We start from the raw sequence: 25,146 nt of genomic DNA, 5'->3' as shown, positions 1-25,146 counted from the left end.
TTAAACATTTGCGCAATGTTCGTAAAAGAACAGCCGATCGCCTGCATTTCCTACAAGGAATCAGCCCGAAGGCACTGCTTTTTTCTGTAATGAAAATGTAATATTCGCATTCGCAAAAACAACAATAATCAGGAGCTTCTCCATGTTTGGGTTTTTCCGCCCTGCCAGGCATCAGGCACCCCTTCCCGAAGAAAAGGTAGACAGTACCTATCGCCGTCTGCGCTGGCAGATCTTCGCAGGCATCTTTATCGGTTACGCGGGTTACTACCTGCTGCGCAAGAATTTCTCGCTGGCGATGCCGTATCTGATCGACGAAGGCTATACGCGTGGCCAGCTGGGCGTGGCGATGTCTGCCATTGCAATTGCCTACGGCTTGTCGAAATTCCTCATGGGCATCGTTTCGGATCGCTCCAACCCGCGTTACTTCCTGCCGTTCGGCCTGCTGGTCTCTGCGGGGATCATGTTCATCTTCGGCTTCGCGCCGTGGGCGACGTCCAGTGTCACGATCATGTTCGTGCTGCTGTTCATCAATGGCTGGGCACAGGGCATGGGCTGGCCGCCGAGCGGGCGGACGATGGTCCACTGGTGGTCGCAGAAAGAGCGCGGCGGTGTGGTGTCGGTGTGGAACGTGGCGCACAACGTCGGCGGCGGTTTGATCGGCCCACTGTTCCTGCTCGGCATGGGCTGGACCAACGACTGGCATGCGGCGTTTTACGTGCCGGCGGCGGTTGCATTGCTGGTCGCGGTGTTCGCCTTCGCGACCATGCGTGACACACCGCAATCGGTCGGCCTGCCGCCTATCGAGCACTACAAGAACGATTATCCGGAAGGCTACGATGCCAGCCACGAAGAAGAATTCAGCGCCAGGGAAATCTTCATCAAGTACGTGCTGCGCAACAAATTCCTGTGGTACATCGCCATGGCCAACGTGTTCGTTTACCTGCTGCGCTACGGCGTGCTGGACTGGGCACCGACCTATCTGAAAGAAGCCAAGCACTTCACGGTCGACAAGACCTCATGGGCCTATTTCCTCTACGAGTGGGCGGGCATTCCGGGCACGCTGCTGTGCGGCTGGATGTCGGACAAGATCTTCAAGGGCAATCGCGGCCTGACCGGCATGGTGTTCATGCTTCTGGTGACCATCGCCACGCTGGTGTACTGGCTGAACCCTGAAGGCAATCCGACCGTCGACATGATCGCCCTGGTGTCCATCGGCTTCCTGATCTACGGCCCGGTGATGCTGATCGGCCTGCAGGCGCTGGAACTGGCGCCGAAGAAGGCAGCAGGCACGGCGGCAGGTTTTACCGGGCTGTTCGGCTATCTGGGCGGGTCGGTCGCGGCCAGCGCGGCAATGGGCTACACGGTTGACCACTTCGGCTGGGATGGCGGCTTCGTGCTGTTGATCGGCGCGTGCATTCTGGCGATGGTGTTCCTTGCGCCGACGCTGCGGCACAAGCAGGTCGCCAGCACGTCCCGCGACATCAAAGGCTGATCAGGCAGTCTCTGACTTGCAGCGCTTGAGCCGCGCCTCCAGATTCAGGTCTGGCATGGCGTGGCTACGCAGGGCCTTGGCGGTCTGCTCCACGTACTCGCGGGTGGTTCCATAGCGTCCTCTGGCGCTGGCGAGCACCTGGCTCAGCACGCTGTCCGGCAGGTTGCCTGCGTAGCTGGGCAGATGCCGCTCGAGCACGAAGCCCAGCGCCTGCACCTTCCGGCCATCTTCAAGGCGGCAATTGAGCCAGTGCGGGCGATACGAGGGGTACGGCATCTCGCGCTCCCACAAGGCCAGCAGCGATTTTTCCAGGCATTCATCCGGCAGACGATAGGCAAAGCCGGTGCATGAACCGCCACGATCCAGACCAAATACCAGCCCCGGTACTTCAGGCGTGCCACGGTGTTCGTGCGACCAGAGGTAAAGCCCGCGGTGGTAACCGTGCACTCGGGCGCGCTGGCTCTCCACGGCGGTGCACTCGGGACGCCAGATCAGTGAGCCGTAAGCGAACAGCCAGACCGGGCCGCCCTTGTGACGACGCATGGTGGCGTTCATGGATGCGAGCAACTGCTCGCGGGTAAGCTGTGGGCCCATATCGATAACGGGCGGGTACGTCAGGCCAAGGCCGTCATGCACTGCAACGGCCAACTCGTTGATTGGGTTCTCCATTTGCCTCCCTGACAGTCTGACTGTCAGTTTTTACCGAGCCCCGCCGACTCGCTCGTGGTTGAGCGGCATCAGGGTGTCGTGGTTCGGTTGTTGCCACAGGCCAAGGGCCTGCCGTTACTAAAGTTTGCCTGGCGACGAACAGGCGTCGCCATCGGTTGTAATCAGTTAAAGCAATTTACACTCCACTCATGCAGCCGTCAGTCCGGCATTACGGACGCGGTGCGTAGGCGAATACGTCTGCGCGCATCTGATGGGCATCCATTCCGGCGTCGACCAGAGCGTCCAGCGTTCCGTAGATCATCGCTGGAGAGCCGCTGGCGTAGACGTGGACGGCCGACAGGTCCTTGATGTCCTCGCAAACCGCCTCGTGCAGCAGACCGCAACGCCCCTCCCAGCCGCACAGGTCGCTGACAACCTTGTGCAGGAACAGGTTCGGCAGTTTCGCCCACTCATCCCAATGGCTGACCTGGTAGAAATCTTCGGGACGACGCACGCCCCAGTAAAGGTGCACGGGATGACTGAAGCCTGTGGAGCGACAGTGTTCCAACAAACTGTTCATTTGCGCCATGCCCGTACCGGCCGCGATCAGCACCAGCGGCCCGTCCGGCAGCTCTGCAAGGTGGGTGTCGCCAAAGGGCAGCTCGACCCGTGCCATGCGGTTGCGTTGCAGCTGCTCGATCAGACTGCGCGCACTGTCTTCACGAGCCAGCACGTGCAGCTCCAGGTCGCGACCGCTGTGCGGCGCCGATGCGATGGAAAACGCCGACTTCTCGCCGTTCTCGCGCTCGATCATCAGGTACTGCCCGGCGTGATAACGCGGTGGCTTGCCAGCCGGCGCGCGCAGGCCGACCCGCCAGACATCACCACCCACCTCGACACATTCGCTCAACTGGCAGGCAAAGCTGCGCACCGGCAGTTCACCCTTGGCCAGCACGCCATCCCACAGCACCACACACTCAGTCAGCGGCTCGGCCACACAGGTGTGAATTTCGCCGTGATCGAGCGTCTGCCCCGACTGCATCACACGGCCCTCGACCAGCAGAGCCGAACAGACATGGCAGTTGCCATTGCGACAACTCTGCGGGCACTCGTAACCCAGACGCTGTGCAGCATCGAGTATCCGCTCGCCCGGCAGGGTTTCCAGCACCGCACCTGATGGCTGCAAGGTTACGCGCATCAATCTATTCCCAACTGAGTCCAGATTTCATCCACCCGGCGTGTGGTGGCTTCGTCCTTGACGATCGCCCTGCCCCACTCGCGACTGGTCTCACCTGGCCATTTGTTCGTGGCATCCAACCCCATTTTCGATCCCAGGCCGGACACCGGCGAGGCGAAATCGAGGTAATCGATGGGCGTGTTGTCGATCATGACCGTGTCGCGCTTGGGGTCCATGCGCGTGGTGATGGCCCAGATCACGTCATTCCAGTCCCGTGCATTGATATCGTCGTCGGTGACGATCACGAACTTGGTGTACATGAACTGGCGCAAGAACGACCAGACGCCCAGCATCACGCGCTTGGCATGGCCGGGATACTGCTTCTTGATGGTCACCACCGCCATGCGGTACGAGCAACCCTCGGGCGGCAGGTAGAAATCGACGATTTCCGGGAACTGCTTTTGCAGAATCGGCACGAACACTTCGTTCAGCGCGACGCCCAGAATCGCCGGCTCATCAGGCGGACGACCGGTGTAGGTGCTGTGGTAAATCGGCTTGATGCGGTGCGTGATGCGCTCGACGGTCAGCACCGGAAAGCTGTCGACTTCGTTGTAATAGCCGGTGTGGTCGCCGTAAGGCCCCTCGTCGGCCATCTCGCCCGGATGAATCACCCCTTCGAGCACGATCTCGGCGCTGGCCGGGACTTGCAGATTGCTGCCACGGCACTTGATCAGCTCGGTGCGCGAGCCACGCAGCAGCCCGGCAAAGGCATATTCGGACAAGCTGTCCGGTACCGGCGTCACCGCACCAAGAATGGTCGCCGGGTCCGCGCCCAGTGCGACGGCGACCGGATAAGGCTCGCCAGGATGCTTGACGCACCAGTCGCGGAAGTCCAGCGCACCACCGCGATGGCTGAGCCAGCGCATGATGATCTTGTTGCGACCGATGACCTGCTGGCGATAGATGCCGAGGTTCTGGCGCTCCTTGTTCGGACCTTTGGTGACGGTCAGGCCCCAGGTGATCAGCGGCGCGACATCACCCGGCCAGCAGGTCTGCACGGGCAGCATGCCGAGGTCGACGTCATCGCCTTCGATGACGACCTCCTGGCACGGTGCATCCTTGACGACCTTTGGTGCCATGGCGATGACCTTGCGGAAGATCGGCAGCTTGGACCAGGCGTCCTTCAAACCCTTGGGTGGCTCAGGCTCTTTGAGAAACGCCAGCAGCTTGCCGATTTCACGCAGCTCACTGACCGCTTCGGCGCCCATGCCCATGGCTACGCGCTCCGGCGTGCCGAACAGGTTGCCCAGCACCGGGATATCAAAACCAACCGGTTTTTCGAACAGCAGGGCCGGGCCCTTGGCACGCAAGGTACGGTCACAGATTTCAGTCATTTCCAGCACAGGCGAGATCGGCATCTGGATGCGTTTCAACTCTCCGCGCTGCTCAAGCTGCTGCACGAAATCCCTAAGATCTTTGAATTTCATTAACCCGGCCATTTATCCAATAGACGCACATCGTACCTGCTCCAGCCCTTCAAGGCAGCTAATCGGCGGCATGCAGGCAAAAAAAATGGTGCCCCGAAGGGCACCATTTTTTGTTTCAGCCTGCCCGTTACTTGCGTTTCATGGACAGGAAGAACTCGTCGTTGGTCTTGGTCTGCTTGAGCTTGTCGATCAGGAACTCGATAGCCGCGACTTCGTCCATCGGGTGCAGCAGCTTGCGCAGAATCCACATGCGCTGCAGCTCGTCATCAGCGGTCAACAGCTCTTCACGGCGTGTGCCGGAGCGGTTGATGTTGATGGCCGGGAACACGCGCTTCTCTGCGATCTTACGATCCAGAGGCAGCTCCATGTTGCCAGTACCCTTGAACTCTTCGTAGATCACTTCATCCATCTTCGAACCGGTTTCAACCAGTGCGGTGGCGATGATGGTCAACGAGCCGCCTTCTTCGATGTTACGCGCAGCACCGAAGAAACGCTTTGGCTTCTCGAGTGCATGAGCGTCGACACCACCGGTCAATACCTTGCCGGAGCTCGGGATGACGGTGTTGTAGGCACGAGCCAGACGGGTGATGGAGTCGAGCAGGATAACGACGTCTTTCTTGTGCTCGACCAGGCGCTTGGCCTTCTCGATCACCATTTCGGCAACCTGTACGTGACGGGTTGGCGGTTCGTCGAATGTCGAGGCAACCACTTCGCCGCGCACGGTGCGCTGCATCTCGGTCACTTCTTCCGGGCGCTCGTCGATCAGCAGAACGATCAGATGCACTTCCGGGTTGTTACGCGTGATGTTCGACGCGATGTTCTGCAGCATGATGGTCTTGCCCGCCTTCGGCGGAGCAACGATCAGACCACGCTGGCCTTTACCGATCGGTGCGCACAGATCGATCACACGACCGGTCAGGTCTTCGGTGGAGCCGTTACCGGCTTCCATCTTCATGCGGATCGTCGGGAACAACGGCGTCAGGTTTTCGAACAGAATCTTGTTCTTGGCGTTTTCCGGACGGTCGTAGTTGATCGTGTCGACCTTGAGCAGAGCGAAATAACGCTCGCCTTCCTTGGGTGGACGGATCTTGCCAACGATGGTGTCGCCGGTACGCAGGTTGAAGCGGCGGATCTGGCTGGGGGAGACATAGATGTCATCCGGGCCGGCCAGGTAGGAAGCGTCTGCAGAGCGCAGGAAACCGAAGCCGTCCTGGAGAATCTCCAGCACGCCATCACCGGATATTTCCTCGCCACTTTTGGCGTGCCGTTTGAGCAGGGAGAAAATGACGTCCTGCTTGCGCGAACGGGCCATATTCTCAATGCCAGCCTGTTCGGCCATTTCGAGCAATTCGGTAATCGGCTTTTGCTTGAGTTCAGTCAGGTTCATATGGGGAATGACGTAATCATGTATGGAGGGGGAAATTAAGCTTTTGGCTTAATGAGGCCGCGCCGCAGAGAAGGCGACAGGATCGCGTACTAAATCGAAAGGAGAGCGTCGGCGACGGCTAGCAGGGGGCAACGGAGAAGCCGTTGCGGGGCCGAATGTACCACCTGATTTTCCAGGCGTCTAGTACGACACCCGAAAAAAACCCCGCGATTTGCGGGGCTTTGAAACGCCTCAGATGTTGGCGTCGAGGAACGCAGCCAGCTGCGACTTCGACAGGGCGCCGACTTTGGTCGCTTCAACATTGCCGTTCTTGAACAGCATCAGCGTAGGGATACCGCGAACACCATGCTTGGCAGGAGTGTCCTGGTTTTCATCGATGTTCAACTTGGCAACAGTCAGCTTGCCTTCGTAGGTGCTGGCGATTTCGTCCAGAACCGGGGCAATCATTTTGCAAGGGCCACACCATTCAGCCCAATAGTCAACAAGCACAGGACCCTGAGCCTTGAGTACTTCGGCTTCAAAGGTGGCGTCGGTGACGTGTTTGATAAGGTCGCTACTCATGGAAGTCTCCGAGTTCATAGGCTAAAAACGACGCTCATCATAGCGGGCCTCAGGTGATTCAGGAAGCGAAGGTTCATTGAGTCTGACTATGATGAGCCATGACTGCAGTTATGGCCGGCGTTCAGTTGGCGGGCGAAACGAACACGATACCGGTGCGCAGTGCCGCGCCACGAATATGGTCCTGCATGGCCTTTTGCGCAGGCCCTGACGCATGTCGGGCCAGCGCGCGAAGGATCTTGCGGTGCTCCTGCCAGGTTTCCATGACCCTGGCCGCCCGGATGAACGGCATCTTCTGGCTTTCCAGAAAGATGTCGGCCCCGGCAGTCACGATCCCGAGCATCGCCTGATTGCCGCTGGCGACCAGAATGTGCCGATGAAACTCGAAGTCGAGCCGCGCCGCAGCCTCGAAGTCACCGGCACGCAACTCCAGGCGCATGGCTTCGACGTTGTCCTCCAGCACATCCCGCTCGTCGGCGGTCAGGGTCACCGCTGCCATTCCCGCAGCAAAACCTTCCAGTGCATAGCGCAACTGAAAGGTGTCGGCCGGGGAAACCTGAGCTTCATAAGGCCAGGAAAAACCACCTGTGCGCTGTTCTGGTTCAGAAATCGACTGCACGAAGACGCCTTTGCCGGGCTGGACACTGACCACTCCGAGTGCGCTGAGCGATGACAAGGCTTCACGCAGGGACGCCCGACTGACCCCCAGCAAAACCGCCAGATCGCGTTGCGACGGCAGGCTCTCGCCGGGCTTGTACCCTTGCTCGGCGATCAATTTGCGAATGGCCCGGAGGGCTGATTCGGGTACTGCGAGTGAAGTGTGCGGCATCACTGTTCAGGCCAGTCAGTCCAGTAAAAATCCCTTTTATCGCCATCTCGAACATTCGGCAAGCGACGCCCAGCACTGGGGCAGCAAGGCTTTAAAGCGCGCCAAAGCAGGGCGAGGCCTCCTCCAACTGGTCAGACCAGTAAGACCATAAATGCGCTGCAAACCTTGATTCATGGCAGGTAATGACCGAATGGCATGCGCTGTGCACTGGAGACAGGCCAACACCTTTCGTTTCGCCCGGAGACTTCATATGACCAAGCGTTACAGCGCCCTGCTTACTGCACTGTTTGCCAGTCTGATGCTGAGCCAGACACCCGCCCACGCCAACGGCCTGGACGACGTTGTAGCGCGCGGCACCCTCAAGGTGGCCGTTCCGCAGGACTTCCCGCCATTCGGCTCGGTCGGCCCCGACATGAAACCGCGCGGCCTGGACATCGACACCGCACAACTGCTGGCCGACAAGCTGAAGGTCAAGCTGGAACTGACCCCGGTCAACAGCACCAACCGCATTCCGTTCCTGACCACCGGCAAGGTCGACCTGGTGATCTCCAGCCTGGGCAAGAACCCGGACCGCGAAAAAGTCATCGACTTCTCACGCGCCTACGCACCGTTCTACCTGGCGGTATTCGGTCCACCTGATTCGCCGGTCAAGGACATCGCTGACCTGAAAGGCAAGACCATCAGCGTCACCCGTGGTGCTATCGAAGACATCGAGCTGTCGAAAGTGGCTCCGGAAGGCGCGGTCATCAAGCGCTTCGAAGACAACAACTCCACCATCGCAGCCTATCTGGCCGGTCAGACCGACCTGATTGCCAGCGGCAACGTGGTGATGGTCGCGATCAGCGAGCGCAATCCCAAGCGCATCCCGGCACTGAAAGTGAAACTCAAGGACTCGCCCGTGTATGTCGGCGTGAACAAGGGTCAGCCGGAACTGTTGGGCAGGGTCGATGAGATTCTGAATGCCGCCAAGGCTGACGGCTCGCTGGAAAATGCTTCCCAGAAATGGCTGAAGCAACCGCTGCCTGCCGATCTCTGATCACTGCTTTCCGGTAACAGGATTCACCAATGGCTTATCACTTCGACTTTACACCGGTCCTGCAGAGCATCGATCTGCTGTTGCGCGGGGCTTTGTTCACGCTGGAACTGACGGCCATTGGCACCCTGCTGGGCGTCAGTCTCGGTATTGTCGGTGCCGTCGTGAGGGCCTGGAAGATTCAGCCTTTTGCGACGATCTTTGCCATCTATGTCGAGCTGATCCGCAACACACCGTTTCTGGTCCAGCTGTTCTTCATTTTCTTCGGTCTGCCGTCGCTGGGCGTGCAGATCACGGAATGGCAGGCAGCGGTGCTGGCGATGGTCATCAACCTGGGTGCCTACTCGACCGAAATCGTGCGGGCGGGTATCCAGGCGATTCCCAAGGGTCAGCTTGAAGCGTCGGCTGCGCTGGCAATGAACCGTTACGAAGCCTTTCGCCACGTAGTGCTGGTTCCGGCGCTGGGCAAGGTCTGGCCGGCACTGAGCAGCCAGATCATCATCGTCATGCTGGGCTCGTCGGTCTGCTCGCAGATTGCCACTGAAGAACTGAGCTTCTTTGCCAACTTCATTCAGTCACGCAACTTCCGCTCGTTCGAAACCTACATTGTGACCACGCTGATCTACTTGGCCATGGCGCTGCTGATCCGGCAACTGCTGGCCTGGATCGGGCGTCGCTACATCTCGAGGAACAGCTGATGGATTTCACCCTCTGGGACATCGTGCGCAATCTGCTGATCGGCCTGCAATGGACCGTGGCCTTGTCGCTGGTGGCCTTCATCGGCGGCGGGCTGATCGGCTTGCTGATCATGGGCATGCGCACCTCGGAGAAATCCGGCCCGCGCGTGACCGCGAAACTCTATATAGAACTGTTTCAGGGCACGCCGCTGTTGATGCAGTTGTTCCTGGTGTTCTTCGGCGTCGCCCTGATGGGCATGAACATTTCGCCCTGGGCTGCGGCGGCACTGGCCTTGACGCTGTTTACCAGCGCCTACCTTGCGGAAATCTGGCGTGGCTGCGTCGAATCGATTTCCAAGGGCCAGTGGGAAGCATCCGCGAGCCTGGCGCTAACCCCATTCGAGCAGATGCGTTACGTGATTCTGCCGCAGGCGTTGCGCATCGCGGTCGCGCCGACGGTCGGCTTTTCCGTGCAGGTGGTCAAAGGCACTGCAGTGACGTCGATCATCGGTTTCACCGAACTGACCAAGACAGGCAGCATGCTGGCCAACGCTACGTTCGAACCTTTCATGGTCTATGGCTTCGTTGCTCTGGGCTACTTCATCCTGTGCTACCCCTTGTCGCTGTGCGCGCGCCATCTGGAAAGGAGACTGCATGCCTCTGCTTAGAATTTCCGCCCTGCATAAATACTATGGCGATCATCACGTACTCAAAGGCATCGATCTGTCGGTCGAAGAAGGCCAGGTCGTGGCGATCATCGGTCGCAGCGGCTCGGGCAAAAGCACCCTGTTGCGCACGCTCAACGGTCTGGAGTCGATCAACGATGGTGTGATCGAGGTCGATGGCGAATACCTGGACGCCGCGCGCGCTGACCTGCGCACGCTGCGCCAGAAGGTCGGCATGGTGTTCCAACAGTTCAACCTGTTCCCGCACCTGAGCGTGGGTGAGAACGTCATGCTTGCGCCGCAGGTCGTGCAGAAAGTACCGAAGGCCGAGGCCGCCAAACTGGCGAGGAAGATGCTCGAACGCGTCGGGCTGGGCGAGAAGTTCGACGCCTTCCCGGATCGCCTGTCCGGTGGTCAACAGCAACGCGTAGCGATTGCCCGAGCGCTGGCGATGTCGCCCAAGGTATTGCTGTGCGACGAAATCACCTCGGCACTGGACCCGGAGCTGGTCAACGAAGTGCTCAGCGTGGTGCGCCAGTTGGCAGCCGATGGCATGACCCTGATCATGGTCACCCACGAAATGCGCTTCGCGCGTGAAGTGGGTGACAAGCTGGTGTTCATGCACCAGGGCAAGGTGCACGAAGTGGGCGATCCGAAAGAACTCTTCGCCAACCCGAAAACCCCGGAACTGGCGAACTTCATCGGCACAGTGGAGCACGCCTGAGGCTGGACCTGGAAGCAGAGCGTCCGGAACGGCATGCGCACGCGGAGCATCGATAGTGGTCTTGCGCGCACCTATCGTTCCTCACGCTCCGCGTGGGAATGCAGTTCGTGACGCTCTGCGTCACAGCTACATGCTGTGGGCTGGACAGAAATCTTCGTGGGAGTGAGCTTGCTCACGAAGACTTTGGTCCAAACACCATATCTCCGGGGGCTGCACCGGCCTCTTCGCGAGCAAGCTCGCTCCCCCGAAGACTTGTGTGTAACGCTGAGCGCGGAGCATGTTGCGGGCACTCATCGTTCCTCACGCTCCGCGTGGGAATGCATTTCGTGACGCTCCGCGTCACAGCTACATGCTGTATCGGGCTGGACAGAAATCTTGGTGGGAGTGAGCTTGCTCACGAAGACTTTGGTCCAAACGCCATATTTTCAGGGGCTGCACCGGCCTCTTCGCGAGCAAGCTCGCTCCCACGAAGACGTGTGTGTGTGTAACGATGAGCGCGGAGCATGTTGCGGGCACTTATCGTTCCTCACGCTCCGCGTGGGAATGCATTTCGTGACGCTCCGCGTCACAGCTGCATGCTGTATAGGGCTGGACAGAAATCTTGGTGGGAGTGAGCTTGCTCACAAAGGCGTTGGTCCAAACACCATATCTCCGGGGGCTGCACCGGCCTCTTCGCGAGCAAGCTCGCTCCCACGACGACTGTGTTTTACGCTGAGCGCGGCGCATAGGCACGATGGCGTTCTTAGGGATACCTCTCGTTCCGCACGCTTTAGCGTGGCAATGCATTTTGGTGAAGCTCTGCGTCACATGGCATTGATAGCCATACGCCACGCGCGCGAGTAATACCGGGTATTTCCGGTGCCTGAACAGCTTCGCGTTGGCGGCAAGCATGGATCGTGGCACGATGGTCCGGTTATCGAACCGGATTTCCTGACCATGCCGCACTCAACACCCAAGAATTTTTCACTGATCGCCGCTATCGACCTGGGCTCCAACAGCTTTCATATGGTTGTGGCAAAAGCCAATCAGGGCGAGATTCGCATTCTTGAGCGCCTGGGCGAGAAGGTGCAGTTGGCCGCAGGCATCGACGAAGAGCGCCAGCTGACCGAAGAATCCATGCAACGCGGTCTCGACTGCCTGAAACGTTTCGCCCAGTTGATCAACGGGCTGCCGCTCGGTGCGGTACGCATCGTGGGCACCAATGCCCTGCGCGAGGCGCGTAACCGCAACGACTTCATTCACCGCGCCGAAGAAATCCTCGGCCACCCGGTGGAAGTGATTTCCGGCCGCGAGGAAGCGCGCCTCATTTATCTGGGCGTCTCCCACACGCTGGCCGATACCCCGGGCAAACGTCTGGTCGCCGACATCGGCGGCGGCAGTACCGAATTCATCATCGGCCAGCGCTTCGAGCCGCTGCTGCGTGAAAGCCTGCAGATGGGCTGCGTGAGTTTTACCCAGCGCTACTTCCGCGACGGCAAGGTGACACCGGCCCGTTATGCTCAGGCCTACACCGCTGCCCGTCTGGAAATCATGAGCATCGAACACGCACTGCATCGCCTCAAGTGGGATGAAGCGATTGGTTCGTCAGGCACCATTCGTGCTATCGGCCTGGCGCTCAAGGCCAATGGTTACGGCGCTGGCGAGGTCAACGCCGAAGGGCTGGCCTGGCTCAAGCGCAAGCTGTTCAAGCTGGGTGATGTGGAAAAGATCGACTTCGACGGCATCAAGCCCGACCGTCGCGCCATTTTCCCCGCAGGCCTGGCGATTCTCGAAGCCATCTTCGACGCCCTCGAACTCAAGCGCATGGATCACTGCGAAGGTGCCCTGCGTGAAGGCGTGCTGTATGACCTGATGGGCCGCCATCATCATGAAGACGTCCGTGAGCGTACGCTCAGCTCGCTGATGGAGCGTTATCACGTCGATCTGGAACAGGCGGCACGCGTCGAAGCCAAGGCGCTGCATGCACTGGAGCAAGTCGCCGAGAGCTGGGAATTACAGCACGAGAGCTACGCCGAACTGCTGAGCTGGGCGGCCAAGGTGCACGAAATCGGCCTGGACATCGCCCACTATCACTACCACAAGCACGGCGCGTACCTGATCGAGCACTCCGACCTGGCCGGTTTCTCACGCGAAGACCAGCAAATGCTCGCACTGCTGGTGCGCGGTCATCGCCGTAATATTCCCAAGGACAAGTTCGCCGATTTCGGCGACGAAGGCATCAAGCTGATTCGCTTGTGCGTGCTGTTGCGCTTTGCGATTCTGTTTCACCACATTCGCGGCACCCAAGAGATGCCACGTGTGGTGTTGCGTGCCGACGGCCCGAATCTGGACGCCGAATTCCCGAAAGGCTGGCTGGACAACAACCAGCTGACTCAGGCCGACTTCGCCCTGGAAGCGGAGTGGCTGACCCGAGTCGGCATCGTCTTCAGCGTACGCTGAGGACCGGGTTGCTCAGGCGCTCCAAAAGGGTCGCCTGGGCGCTTCGCGGGTTCTGATTACCGGTCGGCGTGCTGCGCACGTAACGCCCGTCCGGCTGCAACAGCCAGCTGTGGGTGTTGTCGGTCAGATAGCTTTCCAGTTCCTTTTTCACACGCAGAATCAGCTTCTTGCCTTCCACCGGGAAGCAGGTCTCGACGCGCTTGTCGAGGTTGCGCTCCATCCAGTCGGCACTCGACAGGAACATCTGCTCGTCGCCGCCGTTAAGGAAGTAGAACACTCGCGTGTGTTCCAGGAAGCGGCCGATGATCGAGCGCACATGGATATTGTGCGAAACCCCGGCGATGCCCGGACGCAGACAGCACATGCCGCGCACCACCAGATCGATGCGTACTCCGGACTGGCTGGCCTTGTACAACGCCCGGATGATCTTCGGATCGGTCAGCGAGTTGAACTTGGCGATGATGTGCGCAGGCTTGCCGTCGAGCGCAAATTGCGTCTCGCGGGCGATCATGTCGAGCATGCCTTTCTTGAGCGTGAACGGCGCATGCAGCAGCTTCTTCATGCGCAGCGTCTTGCCCATGCCGATCAACTGGCTGAACAGTTTGCCGACGTCTTCGCACAACGCGTCATCGGAGGTCAGCAAGCTGTAGTCGGTATACAGACGCGCGTTACCGGCGTGGTAGTTGCCGGTCCCGAGATGCGCATAACGCACGATCTCGCCCGCTTCGCGACGCAGAATCAACATCATCTTGGCGTGGGTCTTGAAGCCGACCACGCCGTAGATCACCACTGCACCGGCGGCCTGCAGACGGCTGGCCAGTTGCAGGTTGGACTCTTCGTCGAAACGCGCACGCAGCTCGATCACCGCAGTGACTTCCTTACCGTTACGCGCGGCATCGACCAGCGCATCGACGATTTCCGAGTTCGCGCCGCTGCGATACAGCGTCTGGCGTACCGCAAGCACGTGCGGGTCTTTTGCCGCCTGGCGCAGCAGGTCGACCACTGGCGTGAAGGACTCGAAAGGGTGCAGCAACAGGATGTCCTGTTTGCTGACCACGCTGAAAACGTTTTCGCTGTTCTGCAGCAGCTTGGGAATGGCTGGCGTGAACGGCGGGTATTGCAATTCGGGGTGGCTGTCCAGGCCGGTGATGCTGAACAGACGTGTCAGGTTGACCGGACCATTCACCTGATACAGCTCGGACTCGTTCAGGTTGAACTGCTTGAGCAGGTAGTCCGACAGGTGTTTCGGGCAGGTATCCGCCACTTCCAGACGTACCGCATCACCATAGCGACGCGAGAACAACTCGCCACGCAGTGCGCGCGCCAGGTCTTCCACATCTTCGGAGTCCAGCGCCAGGTCGGCGTTTCGGGTCAGGCGGAACTGGTAGCAGCCCTTGACCTTCATACCCTGAAACAGATCGTCAGCGTGGGCGTGGATCATCGACGACAGGAACACGAAGTTGTCGCCAGGCCCGCAGACATCTTCCGGCACTTTGATCACACGCGGCAGCAGACGCGGCGCGGGAATGATCGCAAGACCGGAGTCGCGCCCGAAGGCATCGATACCTTCAAGCTCGACGATGAAGTTCAGGCTCTTGTTGACCAGCAACGGGAACGGGTGCGTCGGATCGAGACCGATCGGGGTGATGATCGGCGCGATCTCGTCGCGGAAATAGCGTCGTACCCAGGCCTTGAGCTTGGCCGTCCAGTGACGGCGGCGAATGAAGCGGACCTGATGTTTCTCCAGTTCCGGCAGCAGAATGTCGTTGAGGATCGCGTACTGACGATCCACGTGACCGTGTACCAGTTCGCTGATCCTGGCCAGCGCCTGATGCGGCTGCAGACCATCGGCGCCCGCCTGTTCGCGGGCAAAGGTGATCTGTTTCTTCAGGCCCGCAACACGAATCTCGAAGAACTCATCGAGGTTGCTGGAGAAGATCAGCAGAAACTTCAGCCGCTCCAGCAATGGGTAGGACTCATCGAGCGCCTGTTCCAGAACCCGGATATTGAACTGCAGTTGCGACAGTTCACGGTGGATATACAGGCTGCTGTCGTCCAGGTTCGGGGCGACGATAGCGGGCACCGCAGCGGCGGGTGCCTCGATGGCCGGGATTACTTCGATGTCAGGTTCGACCACGGGCGTTGCCTCCGGGACATCGACTTGAACAGCGGCTTCGATGAGTGCTTCGGTATTCATGAATGTTCCTGTGAGGCTATTGCCCCTTCAACAGTTGAGCGGCGCGGACAGCAAAGTAGGTAAGGATGCCGTCGGCACCGGCGCGTTTGAAGGCAGTGAGGGATTCGAGAATCACCCCTTCACTCAGCCAACCGTTCTGGATTGCGGCCATGTGCATCGCGTATTCACCGCTGACCTGATAAACAAAGGTCGGCACTTTGAACTCATCCTTGACCCTGTACAGAATGTCCAGATAAGGCATGCCAGGCTTGACCATGACCATGTCGGCGCCTTCGGCAAGGTCGGCTGCCACTTCGTGCAGGGCCTCGTTGCTGTTGGCCGGGTCCATCTGATAAGAGGCCTTGTTGGCCTTGCCCAGATTCAGCGAAGAACCCACCGCGTCACGGAACGGACCGTAGTAGGCACTGGCGTACTTGGCCGAATAGGCCATGATCCTGACATTTACATGCCCGGCCAGCTCCAGAGACTCGCGGATGGCCTGAATGCGACCGTCCATCATGTCCGACGGCGCGACCACCTGAGCACCGGCATCGGCGTGCGACAGCGCCTGCTTCACCAGCGCGTCGACGGTGATGTCGTTCTGAACATAGCCCTCTTCGTCGAGGATGCCGTCCTGACCATGGGTGGTGAACGGGTCCAGCGCCACATCAGTGATGACGCCCAGCTCCGGGAAACGGTCACGCAGGGCGCGGGTCGCGCGCTGGGCGATGCCGTCCGGGTTCCAGGCTTCGGCACCGTCGAGGGATTTCTTTTCCGGCGGTGTCACCGGGAACAGCGCCAGCGCAGGGATACCCAACGCGACCCAGTGTTCGGCTTCCTTGAGCAACAGATCCACACTCAAGCGCTCGACGCCGGGCATCGAGGCGATGGATTCACGACGGTTTTCACCATCGAGGACAAATACGGGAAGAATCAGATCGTCGACAGTGACAACGTTTTCACGCACCAGCCTACGGGAAAAGTCGTCGCGGCGATTACGGCGCAGACGAGTGAGAGGAAACAGGCGGTTGGCGGGGGTAAAGCTCACGGCGAGACTCCTGAGCCCGCTTACGCGGGCAAGCGCGACAGTTATAAGCCGCCATTATGACCAATGTGTGACAGTCATGGTTCGACCTGCGACTGCACGTCGCGGTCACGGCCTTCAAGGGGATACGACCATTGTGGTTGCAAGAATCTTTAACGTCGAGACACATATGGACACTTTCATGATTGCCTTGGGCGCGTTAGGCTGCGCGTTCATTTCGCCAGCATCCAGACAATGCTCCAGAATTTCTTGAACGAATTCGGCTACTTTGCCCTGTTCCTCGGCACCTTTTTTGAAGGCGAGACCATTCTGGTTCTTGCCGGATTCCTGGCGTTTCGCGGATACATGGACCTCAACATCGTCATCCTCGTGGCCTTTTGTGGCAGTTATGCGGGTGACCAGTTGTGGTATTTCATGGGGCGCAAGCACGGCCGCAAGCTCCTGGCGCGCAAGCCTCGCTGGCAACTCATGGGCGACAAGGCCCTGCGGCTGGTCCGCAAGCACCCGGATATCTGGGTATTGAGCTTCCGCTTCGTGTACGGGCTGCGAACGGTCATGCCCGTGGCCATCGGCCTGTCAGGTTATCCACCCGGGCGTTATCTTCTGCTGAACGGTATCGGCGCAGCTGTCTGGGCTGCGGCGCTGGGTTCGGCTGCTTACCACTTCGGCGCGGTTCTCGAAGGCTTGCTGGGCAACGTCAAGAAATATGAACTCTGGGTGCTGGGCGCGCTGGTACTGCTGGGGCTGGCCCTGTGGATACGCAGACGCATCAAGAACGCCCGCATCGCCCGTGAAGAGCGTGCAGAAAAGAGCCGCTTCTGCGCATCGGCAGCGGCCTCCGACCTGGAAACGCCGGTCACCGTGCCCGTCGATCTGACGAAAAAGTCCGACGAATAAACTCCCCCGTACCTCTCCCGAGCGCAGGCTGACAGGCCTCGCTCGGCGACAGCGCACAGACGCTGCAGACCTCGCGACCACCACCCTCCCCATGCACCTTGTGCGCAGCCAGCAATCCCTCAACTGAACACTCGGCCCGCAAAGCGATCAACTGAACAGACAAATTAAAAGAAGCCTTAGGTTGCTCAAGCACAAGGAGCCGAAATCGATGCAGAAAAAAGTGGCTGTAATCCTCTCCGGCTGTGGCGTCTACGACGGTGCCGAGATTCACGAAAGCGTTCTTACCCTGTTGCGCCTGGATCAGCGCGGTGCGCAGGTTCAGTGCTTCGCGCCTGACATCACTCAGCATCACGTCATCAATCACCTGAGCGGTGAGGAAATGCCCGAGTCGCGCAATGTACTGGTCGAGTCTGCGCGCATTGCACGGGGCGAAGTGAAAGACATCCGCGAGGCGAATGCCGAAGACTTTGACGCCCTGATCATCCCGGGCGGTTTCGGCTCGGCAAAGAATCTTTCCGACCTTGCCCTGCAAGGCCATGCCTGCCAGGTCGAAGCCGGGTTGCTGGAGCTCGCCGAGGCGTTTGCCGAAGCCGGCAAACCGGTCGGGCTGATCTGCATCACCCCGGCACTTGCGGCCAAGATCTATGGTCCCGGCGTGACCTGCACCATCGGTAACGACCCTGAAACCGCCGCGGCCATCACCAAAATGGGTGGCAGTCATTCAGAATGCGCCGTCGATGACATCGTCGAGGACGAAGCGCGAAAACTGGTCAGCACGCCTGCCTATATGGTCGCCAAAAGCATCAGCGAGGCGGCCTCGGGCATCAATAAGCTGGTTGACCGTGTGCTGGAGCTGACTCACGAGGGCGATGCCTGACCGTCGCCCTGTCTGCAAAATACCGCCCGTCAGGCGAGCGGTGTTTTGCAGGCCGACCTTAGTGATCCATCCGGGCTTTATGCTGTACTGTACGCATGAACAGTATACGAGTAATGCCAGATGTCCAGCCTCTATCCGGTTCGTGGCCGAGGTACTGCCAGCAATCCGCATAACCGTTTCGCACCCAGTCAATCAGTGGCTGAAGACGATGGCTGGTATCAGGAAGTGCCACTCACGCAAGGCACCCAGGTCACCAGCGAAACAGCCAAAAGCATAATCACCCGCAACAGCTCGCCGGATATCCCCTTTGACAGGTCGATCAACCCTTACCGGGGCTGCGAGCACGGCTGCATCTATTGTTTCGCCAGACCCAGCCACGCCTATTGGGACATGTCTCCCGGCCTGGACTTCGAGACCAAGCTGATCGCCAAGACCAACGCGGCGGCGTTGCTTGAGCAACAGCTCTCCAAACCCGGCTACCGCTGCGCGCCCATCACCCTCGGGGCCAACACCGACCCCTACCAGCCGATCGAACGGGAGTACCGCATCACTCGGGCGACGCTTGAGGTGTTGCTGCGCTATCGGCATCCGGTCAGCATCATTACCAAAGGCTCGCTGATCCTGCGCGACCTGGATCTGCTGGCAGAAATGGCCAGGCTGCGGCTGGTGTCGGTCTTCATCAGCCTGACGACGCTGGATGACGAGCTCAAATGCATCCTCGAACCCAGGGCAGCGGCGCCCAAGGCTCGCCTGCGGGCCATTCGGGTATTGCGCCAGGCAGGTGTCCCGGTCGGCGTGCTGTGTGCGCCGATGATCCCGATGATCAACGACAGCGAGCTGGAGGCACTGCTGAGCGAAGCGAAGGCTGCGGGCGCCCTGAGCGCCAGCTACGTCATGCTGCGCCTGCCGCTGGAAGTCGCGCCGCTGTTCGACGAGTGGTTGAAGACACATTACCCGCAACGCGCCGATCATGTGATGAGTCTGATTCGTCAAAGTCGCGGCGGAGCCGTGTACGACAGCACATTTGGGTCTCGAATGCGTGGCGAAGGACCGTTTGCCGACCTGCTGGCTCAACGCTATGCCTTGGCAATCAAACGACTCGGATTGAACAAACGTGGTGGATTTGCACTCGATTGCGATGCGTTTTGTCCGCCGGGAGGACAAATGTCGCTGCTGTGATGAACTTGGTACTATCGTGCAAACCCGCGTCCCAGAGCCATCGCATTCAGTTTCGTTTAAGCTTCGGCGATTAGTCTGTTACTCGGAGTGTCATCAGCGATAGCGCTCAAGGGATTTGTTCGTGATGCCCTTCAGAGAGGGATCACATCCGGCTCTGGTCAAACAGGCATGAAGAATCCACATCAATTCGTCAGAGAGGATGAAGACATGACAGACATCGGTAAACAGCATTCGGCTACGTCGTCCAGCACATCAAGCCATTCAGACAGCGCCGACGTAGCGTTGAAACATATCGTCGATGGCTTTGTACATTTCCGTAACGAGGTCTTCCCCCAGCAGGAAGAGCTGTTCAAGAAGCTGGCGACTGCCCAATCGCCACGGGCCATGTTCATCACCTGCGCCGACTCGCGCATCGTGCCCGAATTGATCACCCAAAGTTCGCCTGGCGACCTGTTCGTCACGCGTAACGTCGGCAACGTCGTCCCGCCGTATGGCCAGATGAACGGCGGCGTGTCCACCGCTCTGGAATACGCAGTAGTTGCACTGGGCGTGCAGCACATCATCGTTTGCGGACACTCTGACTGCGGCGCCATGCGCGCAGTGCTCAACCCTGACAGCCTGGACAAGATGCCTACGGTAAAAGCCTGGTTGCGTCATGCCGAGGTTGCCCGCACGGTAGTCGAGCAGAACTGCAGCTGCAGCGGCGAACTGGAAACCATGCAGGTCCTGACTCAGGAAAACGTGATTTCCCAGTTGCAACACCTGCGCACCCACCCTTCGGTCGCAGCAAAAATGGCCAGCGGCCAATTGTTCATTCACGGCTGGGTCTACAGCATCGAAACCAGCGAAATCCTGGCTTATGACGCCGAGCTCGATCGTTTCATACCGCTCGACGGTTCGGGACCGACGCCGATGGCTTCACCGAAAGCACGCTTTTCAGCCGACTGATCACCAGTCCGACTGACGGCAAGCCCTTCTTTATCAGCTGATGGCGGCTGCGCAGGATGCGCGTCGCCCGTCTTGCCTCGTCTGAAGAATTCCGGAGAAGCGTCATGGGTATTACAGCATTGAAAACCGCTTTACCACGTGAGCTGCTCGCTTCCGTGGTCGTGTTCCTGGTCGCCCTGCCGCTGTGCATGGGGATCGCCATCGCATCCGGCATGCCTCCGGCCAAAGGTCTGATCACCGGCATCGTAGGCGGGCTTATAGTCGGCTGGATAGCCGGTTCTCCGTTGCAGGTCAGCGGACCCGCAGCCGGTCTGGCAGTACTGGTTTTTGAAGTGGTACGCGAGCACGGCATGGCCATGCTGGGTCCTATTCTGGTACTCGCCGGGTTACTTCAGCTGCTGGCAGGTCGATTCAAGCTTGGCTGCTGGTTCCGGGTCACGGCGCCTGCGGTGGTCTATGGCATGCTCGCCGGTATCGGCGTGTTGATCGTACTGTCACAGGCACACGTGATGTTCGACAGCGGTCCCAAACCTTCCGGGCTGGACAATCTGATCGCCTTCCCTTCCACACTGATCCAGGCCTTCGGACCAGGCACCGGCATGCAGGCCGGTATGCTCGGTCTGGGCACCATGCTGATCATGTGGGGCTGGGAAAAACTTCGTCCGCAGTCTTTGCGCTTCGTACCCGGCGCGCTGCTGGGCGTGGGTATCGCAACCGGCATCAGCCTGTTCATGGCCTTGCAGGTCAAGCGTGTCGAAGTGCCTGACAACCTGGCCGACGCCATCGACTGGCTTCGCCCGGCCGACCTGATGAACCTGGCCGACCCGGCCATTCTGGTTGCCGCTATCGTTGTGGCGTTCATTGCCAGTGCCGAAACGCTGCTCTCTGCCTCGGCGGTTGACCGCATGCACAGTGGCCAGCGTTCGGACTTCGACAAGGAACTCAGCGCTCAAGGCGTGGGCAACATGCTCTGCGGCGTGCTCGGTGCGTTGCCGATGACCGGCGTTATCGTGCGCAGCTCGGCCAATGTCCAGGCCGGTGCCACCACGCGCTTCTCGACGATCTTCCACGGCCTGTGGCTGCTGGCGTTCGTGTTGCTGCTGTCGAGCGTACTGCAGAGTATTCCGGTCGCGAGTCTGGCTGGTGTGCTGGTTTATACCGGTCTGAAGCTGGTCGATCTGAAGGCGTTTCGTGGTCTGGGTCGCTATGGCCGGATGCCGATGTTCACCTATGCGGCGACTGCCGTGGCGATCATCTTCACCGACCTGCTGACCGGTGTACTGGTCGGTTTTGGTCTGACCCTGGTGAAGCTGGCGTTCAAGGCTTCGCGTCTGAAGATCAGTGTGGTCGAGCTGGCGGGCGAGAAGGAATTCGAGCTGCGCCTGGTCGGTGCCGCAACGTTCCTCAAGGTGCCAGCGCTGACTCAGGCACTGGGCACTATTCCGCAGGGCAGCACGGTGCATGTGCCATTGGGCAATTTGTCCTACATCGACCACTCGTGTCTGGAACTGCTGGAAGAATGGGGTCGTTCGAATGCCGCTCATGGCACCCGGTTGCTTATCGAATCGCGTGGCTTGAAGCGTCGTCTTGAAGGGCGGATCTACACGACAACGGGGATCGGCTCGGGCGCCGCCTGACAGTCGCTACCCTGTTATCACAGCTCTGGGACATGTGAGCCGGATGGGTCTTCGCGTAGCAGCGGAGCGATATCCGGCTCCTTCCATTGCGGGCGAAGACAGTGATTCGGGCCTCTGAATCAGACCGCGGAGCGCTCCAGCTCCAGGCCGACGCCCAATTGCCGTGACAGGCTTGGCCAGCGCTGCCAGGCCGCACCCGTTTCAGGGCTGATCAGCTTCTCGCGGTAGGCCTCGACCGAGTCCAGCGCGAAACTCTCCTCATCAAGCAGCTCATCGACAGCATGGTGAACCGCTTCGTCCAGCTGGTTGGCAAATTGCTCGCCGATCAACTGGTGGGCAATCACGCTGGCAACCGTGGTATTTGACGGTATCAGCGGCTGACCGAAATGCTTGATGTACAGGTCATTCACTTCCTCGACCAGCCGATGCGCCAGATAAGCCTCGTCCAACAGGCTTTCCAGGCCTTCATGCCCATCCATGATGGAAGGCGGGGCCGCGAAAAAATGCTCGGCGATTTTCAACACCGGCTTTATCTGCCCTTCGATCCCGGCGTGCAGCGCGACCTCATGGGCAGCGTCCAGCAGATCGGGGACCAGATCGATATAGGCCGTGACGAAACGCGTCAGTACGTCTTTCGCGTCGACTTCCGGCAGGTGGATGGCGGGATGAAGATGTGGGAGCTTTTGTTCCAACTGTTGCAGCAAGTGGCCGGTCCGGGCCTCATGTTGATGGGCTAGTTGTATCTGCTCGCGCAATGCGGCGGTGTTCATGGCTGCTGGGACTCCTTGAGGCGTCAGACCCCATGGTTCGTTGATGGAGAGTCATACGTTAGCTTGCTTAACTAAATGCTTAAGACGGTTTTGCTATATGCAACTCACATTTAGATACATTTGCGCTATCAGGGCATATTTTGCTCAACTTTTGACCGAAAACGACTGCCTTCCCCCGGCGATGCGGGTGCGCTGCAGTTCGCGTTTTGAATAAGCAGGCTACTCTGAAGTCGCCCGCAGCTATTTCGACACGCTGTCAGACATAAAAAGTGAGCCACGCATGAGCCAGCCTCTTTTGTCCAAACAGCTCGTTCTGCGTTTGACGTGTTTAATAGTGATCATGTTGATGTGCGGATTGGCATTGCCGTCGCTTTACGGCGTGCTAACCGGACACAACGACAATGGCGTAGCGGGTCAGGACGCTTCACGCCAGATCGATGTGCTGTTCACTGCCGGCAATGCAGCGGGGATGACCTGGGCGTTCTACCCGCAGTCGCGCCAGATGCAGGTCCATCCCGGAGCGCTCAACGAGATGATCTTCATCGCGCAGAACCCGACCGACAGACCGATGAAAGCCCAGGCCGTACCGGGTATTTCGCCCGGAAAGGCCGCAGCGTGGTTTCACAAGACCGAATGCTTCTGCTTCACCCAACAGACATTACAGCCGGGCGAGCACATCGAGATGCCGGTACGCTTCATCGTCGACCGTGACATACCCGAGGATGTAAAACGTCTGACGCTGGCCTATACGCTGTTCGATGTCACCACGCCCTAGATCTAGGCTCGGTGCGCAATATAGGCCATCATCCCCGGCCGCATGCCGATCACTACCCGCGCCGACACCATGACCCGTACTCAGAAAACCGTTTTCATTGTTGCTGCCATTGTCGCCCTGCTTCTGGGCGTGATCCTCAGCCAGGTGCTGACTGGCCGCACCCCACAGGACCAGGCGGCGCTCAACGACGCCGGTATTGTGCTGCTCCCCAAAAGCCGCCAGTTACCGGCCCTGAGCATGACCGACCAGAACGGCGTGGCTGTAGCGCTTGATGGCTTGAAAGACCAATGGACGTTGATGTTCTTCGGCTACACCTTCTGCCCGGACATCTGCCCCACGACCCTGGCGCAGATCAAGCAGATCAGGACCGAGCTGCCCGAAGAGACAGTCAAGCGCATGCGGGTGGTACTGGTCAGCGTCGACCCGAACCGCGACACGCCGCAGCAGCTCAAGCAATACCTGGGCTACTTCGACCCGCAGTACATCGGCCTGACGGCGCCTGTCGCTGATATCCAGACACTGGCCAATGCCGTGAGCATTCCGTTCATTCCCGCAGACACCAGCAAAGCGAACTACTTCGTCGATCACAGCGGTAATCTGGCTTTGATCGGCCCGGATGGTACGCAGCGAGGCTTTATCCGCGCACCGCTGAACAATCAGAAGCTGGTGAAGCAATTGCCGGGGCTGCTGGAAAGGGATTAGGGCCTGTGAGATTCCTGCGGGAGTGACCGGGGCGGCGATCCGCATTGCTCACGAAGACTTGGTCCAAACGCTCTATTTTCTGGAGGCTTTACCGGCCTCTTCGCGAGCAAGCTCGCTCCCACGACGCGCCTGTATAACTATGAGCGCAGAGCGTGGGAGCGATAAGGTGTTCCCGACGCTCTGCGTCACAAGGGACGCAGAGCACTGGCGCGAGAACCGCAAGGTACAATCGGATCAGAACGCCGGAACCACAGCGCCTTTGTACTTCTCGGTCAGGAATGTTTTCACTTCCGGGCTCTGCAAGGCGGCCACCAGCTTCTTCATCGCGTCCGAGTCCTTGTTGTCCGGGCGGGCCACCAGAATGTTCGCGTAGGGCGAATCGGCACCTTCGATGATCAGCGCGTCCTTGGTCGGGTCGAGCTTGGCACTCAGGGCGTAGTTGGTGTTGATCAGCGCCAGATCGACCTGAGTCAGGACGCGGGGCAGCGTGGCCGCTTCCAGTTCACGGAATTTCAGGTCTTTCGGGTTATTCACGACATCCGAAGGCTTGGACAGGATGTTGCCCGGCTCTTTCAGGGTGATCAGACCTGCCTTGGCCAGCAGCAGCAAGGCGCGGCCTTCGTTGGTGGCGTCATTGGGCAGGGCGACATTGGCGCCGTTGGGAAGCTCCGCCAGCGTCTTGAACTTGTCGGAGTAAGCGCCGAAAGGCTCGATGTGCACCTTGGCCACGGCCACCAGATCAGTGCCTTTGCCCTTATTGAACTCATCCAGATACGGCTGGTGCTGGAAGAAATTCGCGTCCATACGGTTCTGCGACACCTGCACGTTAGGCTGAATGTAGTCATTGAACACCTTGATGTTCAAATCCACGCCTTCTTTGGCCAGGGTCGGTTTGACGAACTCGAGGATCTCGGCGTGCGGCACGGCAGAGGCCGCGACGGTCAGGGTTTCGTTGGCTTGCGCGGACAAGGCGGTGACAGCGGCGAATATGGCCAATAGTTTCTTCATGCAACAACTCCTTCGG

At 59.4% G+C, this 25,146-nt stretch carries 23 protein-coding genes; 13 read left to right on the top strand and 10 right to left on the bottom strand.

Annotated features, from left to right (window positions below; translation table 11 throughout):
* Positions 1-142: 142 nt before the first annotated feature.
* Positions 143-1,492, top strand: a complete 1,350-nt coding sequence (glpT, locus tag PI739_RS07295) for a glycerol-3-phosphate transporter (RefSeq protein ID WP_054081231.1) — start codon at positions 143-145, stop codon at positions 1,490-1,492.
* Here glpT and PI739_RS07290 read toward each other — a convergent pair whose 3' ends face one another.
* The 6 genes from PI739_RS07290 to PI739_RS07265 form a co-directional block, all read right to left on the bottom strand.
* Positions 1,493-2,161, bottom strand: a complete 669-nt coding sequence (locus PI739_RS07290; protein ID WP_003365840.1) for a gamma-glutamylcyclotransferase — start codon at positions 2,159-2,161, stop codon at positions 1,493-1,495.
* A gap of 208 nt (positions 2,162-2,369) precedes the next feature.
* Positions 2,370-3,338 carry a CDP-6-deoxy-delta-3,4-glucoseen reductase gene (locus tag PI739_RS07285; protein ID WP_003432257.1) on the bottom strand — a complete coding sequence of 323 codons (969 nt, stop codon included), beginning with the start codon at positions 3,336-3,338 and terminating at the stop codon, positions 2,370-2,372.
* Entirely contained in the window at positions 3,338-4,804 is a 1,467-nt protein-coding gene (gene ubiD / locus PI739_RS07280; protein ID WP_003317344.1) for a 4-hydroxy-3-polyprenylbenzoate decarboxylase, read from the bottom strand. Before ubiD ends, PI739_RS07285 begins: the two co-directional genes overlap by 1 nt.
* Positions 4,805-4,931: 127 nt before the next feature.
* A complete protein-coding gene (rho, locus tag PI739_RS07275; RefSeq protein WP_002551560.1) occupies positions 4,932-6,191 on the bottom strand; it encodes a transcription termination factor Rho in 1,260 nt (419 codons plus the stop codon).
* A 231-nt stretch (positions 6,192-6,422) separates the two neighbouring features.
* On the bottom strand, positions 6,423-6,752 hold the full coding sequence (gene trxA / locus PI739_RS07270) for a thioredoxin TrxA (RefSeq protein ID WP_003365837.1): 330 nt from the start codon (positions 6,750-6,752) through the stop codon (positions 6,423-6,425).
* A 121-nt stretch (positions 6,753-6,873) separates the two neighbouring features.
* Entirely contained in the window at positions 6,874-7,578 is a 705-nt protein-coding gene (locus tag PI739_RS07265; protein WP_003365835.1) for a FadR/GntR family transcriptional regulator, read from the bottom strand.
* Positions 7,579-7,828: 250 nt separating this feature from the next.
* Here PI739_RS07265 and PI739_RS07260 point away from each other — a divergent pair, with 250 nt between their 5' ends.
* The 5 genes from PI739_RS07260 (at position 7,829) to ppx (ending at position 13,116) form a co-directional block, all read left to right on the top strand.
* The gene (locus PI739_RS07260; protein ID WP_003365833.1) at positions 7,829-8,614 is read left to right on the top strand and encodes a transporter substrate-binding domain-containing protein; all 786 of its coding nucleotides are present in this window, start codon (positions 7,829-7,831) and stop codon (positions 8,612-8,614) included.
* A 29-nt stretch (positions 8,615-8,643) separates the two neighbouring features.
* Positions 8,644-9,309: an amino acid ABC transporter permease gene (locus PI739_RS07255; protein WP_003365831.1), complete on the top strand. Its 666-nt coding sequence runs from the start codon at positions 8,644-8,646 to the stop codon at positions 9,307-9,309.
* On the top strand, positions 9,306-9,956 hold the full coding sequence (locus PI739_RS07250; RefSeq protein ID WP_032609283.1) for an amino acid ABC transporter permease: 651 nt from the start codon (positions 9,306-9,308) through the stop codon (positions 9,954-9,956). Before PI739_RS07255 ends, PI739_RS07250 begins: the two co-directional genes overlap by 4 nt.
* A complete protein-coding gene (locus tag PI739_RS07245) occupies positions 9,943-10,677 on the top strand; it encodes an amino acid ABC transporter ATP-binding protein (RefSeq protein WP_003432251.1) in 735 nt (244 codons plus the stop codon). Before PI739_RS07250 ends, PI739_RS07245 begins: the two co-directional genes overlap by 14 nt.
* Before the next feature lie 936 nt (positions 10,678-11,613).
* Entirely contained in the window at positions 11,614-13,116 is a 1,503-nt protein-coding gene (gene ppx / locus PI739_RS07240) for an exopolyphosphatase (protein WP_003367359.1), read from the top strand.
* Here the strand turns inward: ppx and ppk1 are convergent.
* Positions 13,103-15,313 (bottom strand): polyphosphate kinase 1, encoded by a 2,211-nt coding sequence (gene ppk1, locus PI739_RS07235; protein ID WP_003432250.1) that lies wholly within the window; start codon positions 15,311-15,313, stop codon positions 13,103-13,105. The two genes, ppx and ppk1, sit on opposite strands and share 14 nt — an antisense overlap.
* A gap of 16 nt (positions 15,314-15,329) precedes the next feature.
* On the bottom strand, positions 15,330-16,340 hold the full coding sequence (gene hemB / locus PI739_RS07230; protein ID WP_003317357.1) for a porphobilinogen synthase: 1,011 nt from the start codon (positions 16,338-16,340) through the stop codon (positions 15,330-15,332).
* 231 nt (positions 16,341-16,571) lie between these two features.
* On the opposite strand from hemB, the gene PI739_RS07225 reads away from it, so the two are divergent.
* The 5 genes from PI739_RS07225 to PI739_RS07205 all read left to right on the top strand — a co-directional run bounded on the left by PI739_RS07225 (position 16,572) and on the right by PI739_RS07205 (position 21,875).
* The gene (locus tag PI739_RS07225) at positions 16,572-17,234 is read left to right on the top strand and encodes a DedA family protein (RefSeq protein ID WP_003367362.1); all 663 of its coding nucleotides are present in this window, start codon (positions 16,572-16,574) and stop codon (positions 17,232-17,234) included.
* Between the two features lie 208 nt (positions 17,235-17,442).
* A complete protein-coding gene (gene elbB, locus PI739_RS07220; protein WP_003432245.1) occupies positions 17,443-18,111 on the top strand; it encodes an isoprenoid biosynthesis glyoxalase ElbB in 669 nt (222 codons plus the stop codon).
* 120 nt (positions 18,112-18,231) lie between these two features.
* Entirely contained in the window at positions 18,232-19,290 is a 1,059-nt protein-coding gene (locus PI739_RS07215; RefSeq protein ID WP_003432244.1) for a PA0069 family radical SAM protein, read from the top strand.
* A gap of 207 nt (positions 19,291-19,497) precedes the next feature.
* Positions 19,498-20,238, top strand: coding sequence for a carbonic anhydrase (locus PI739_RS07210; protein ID WP_003432243.1), 741 nt, complete (start codon positions 19,498-19,500; stop codon positions 20,236-20,238).
* A 104-nt stretch (positions 20,239-20,342) separates the two neighbouring features.
* On the top strand, positions 20,343-21,875 hold the full coding sequence (locus PI739_RS07205; RefSeq protein ID WP_054081230.1) for a SulP family inorganic anion transporter: 1,533 nt from the start codon (positions 20,343-20,345) through the stop codon (positions 21,873-21,875).
* Positions 21,876-21,994: 119 nt separating this feature from the next.
* Here the strand turns inward: PI739_RS07205 and PI739_RS07200 are convergent, their stop codons facing one another.
* Positions 21,995-22,645: a hypothetical protein gene (locus tag PI739_RS07200; RefSeq protein ID WP_003367366.1), complete on the bottom strand. Its 651-nt coding sequence runs from the start codon at positions 22,643-22,645 to the stop codon at positions 21,995-21,997.
* A 280-nt stretch (positions 22,646-22,925) separates the two neighbouring features.
* Here PI739_RS07200 and PI739_RS07195 point away from each other — a divergent pair, with 280 nt between their 5' ends.
* Together PI739_RS07195 and PI739_RS07190 are read left to right on the top strand one after the other, a co-directional pair.
* Entirely contained in the window at positions 22,926-23,420 is a 495-nt protein-coding gene (locus tag PI739_RS07195) for a cytochrome c oxidase assembly protein (protein WP_003367368.1), read from the top strand.
* A 69-nt stretch (positions 23,421-23,489) separates the two neighbouring features.
* Entirely contained in the window at positions 23,490-24,122 is a 633-nt protein-coding gene (locus tag PI739_RS07190; protein WP_072365361.1) for an SCO family protein, read from the top strand.
* Between the two features lie 234 nt (positions 24,123-24,356).
* Here PI739_RS07190 and PI739_RS07185 read toward each other — a convergent pair whose 3' ends face one another.
* Complete coding sequence (locus tag PI739_RS07185) at positions 24,357-25,130, bottom strand: MetQ/NlpA family ABC transporter substrate-binding protein (RefSeq protein ID WP_003432230.1); 774 nt, start codon at positions 25,128-25,130, stop codon at positions 24,357-24,359.
* Between the last annotated feature and the right edge of the window lie 16 nt (positions 25,131-25,146).

The sequence above is a fragment of the Pseudomonas cerasi genome (assembly GCF_027983475.1).
In the GTDB taxonomy this organism is placed as follows: Bacteria; Pseudomonadota; Gammaproteobacteria; order Pseudomonadales; family Pseudomonadaceae; genus Aquipseudomonas; species Aquipseudomonas cerasi.
This window is presented reverse-complemented; position numbering and strand designations above follow the sequence as displayed.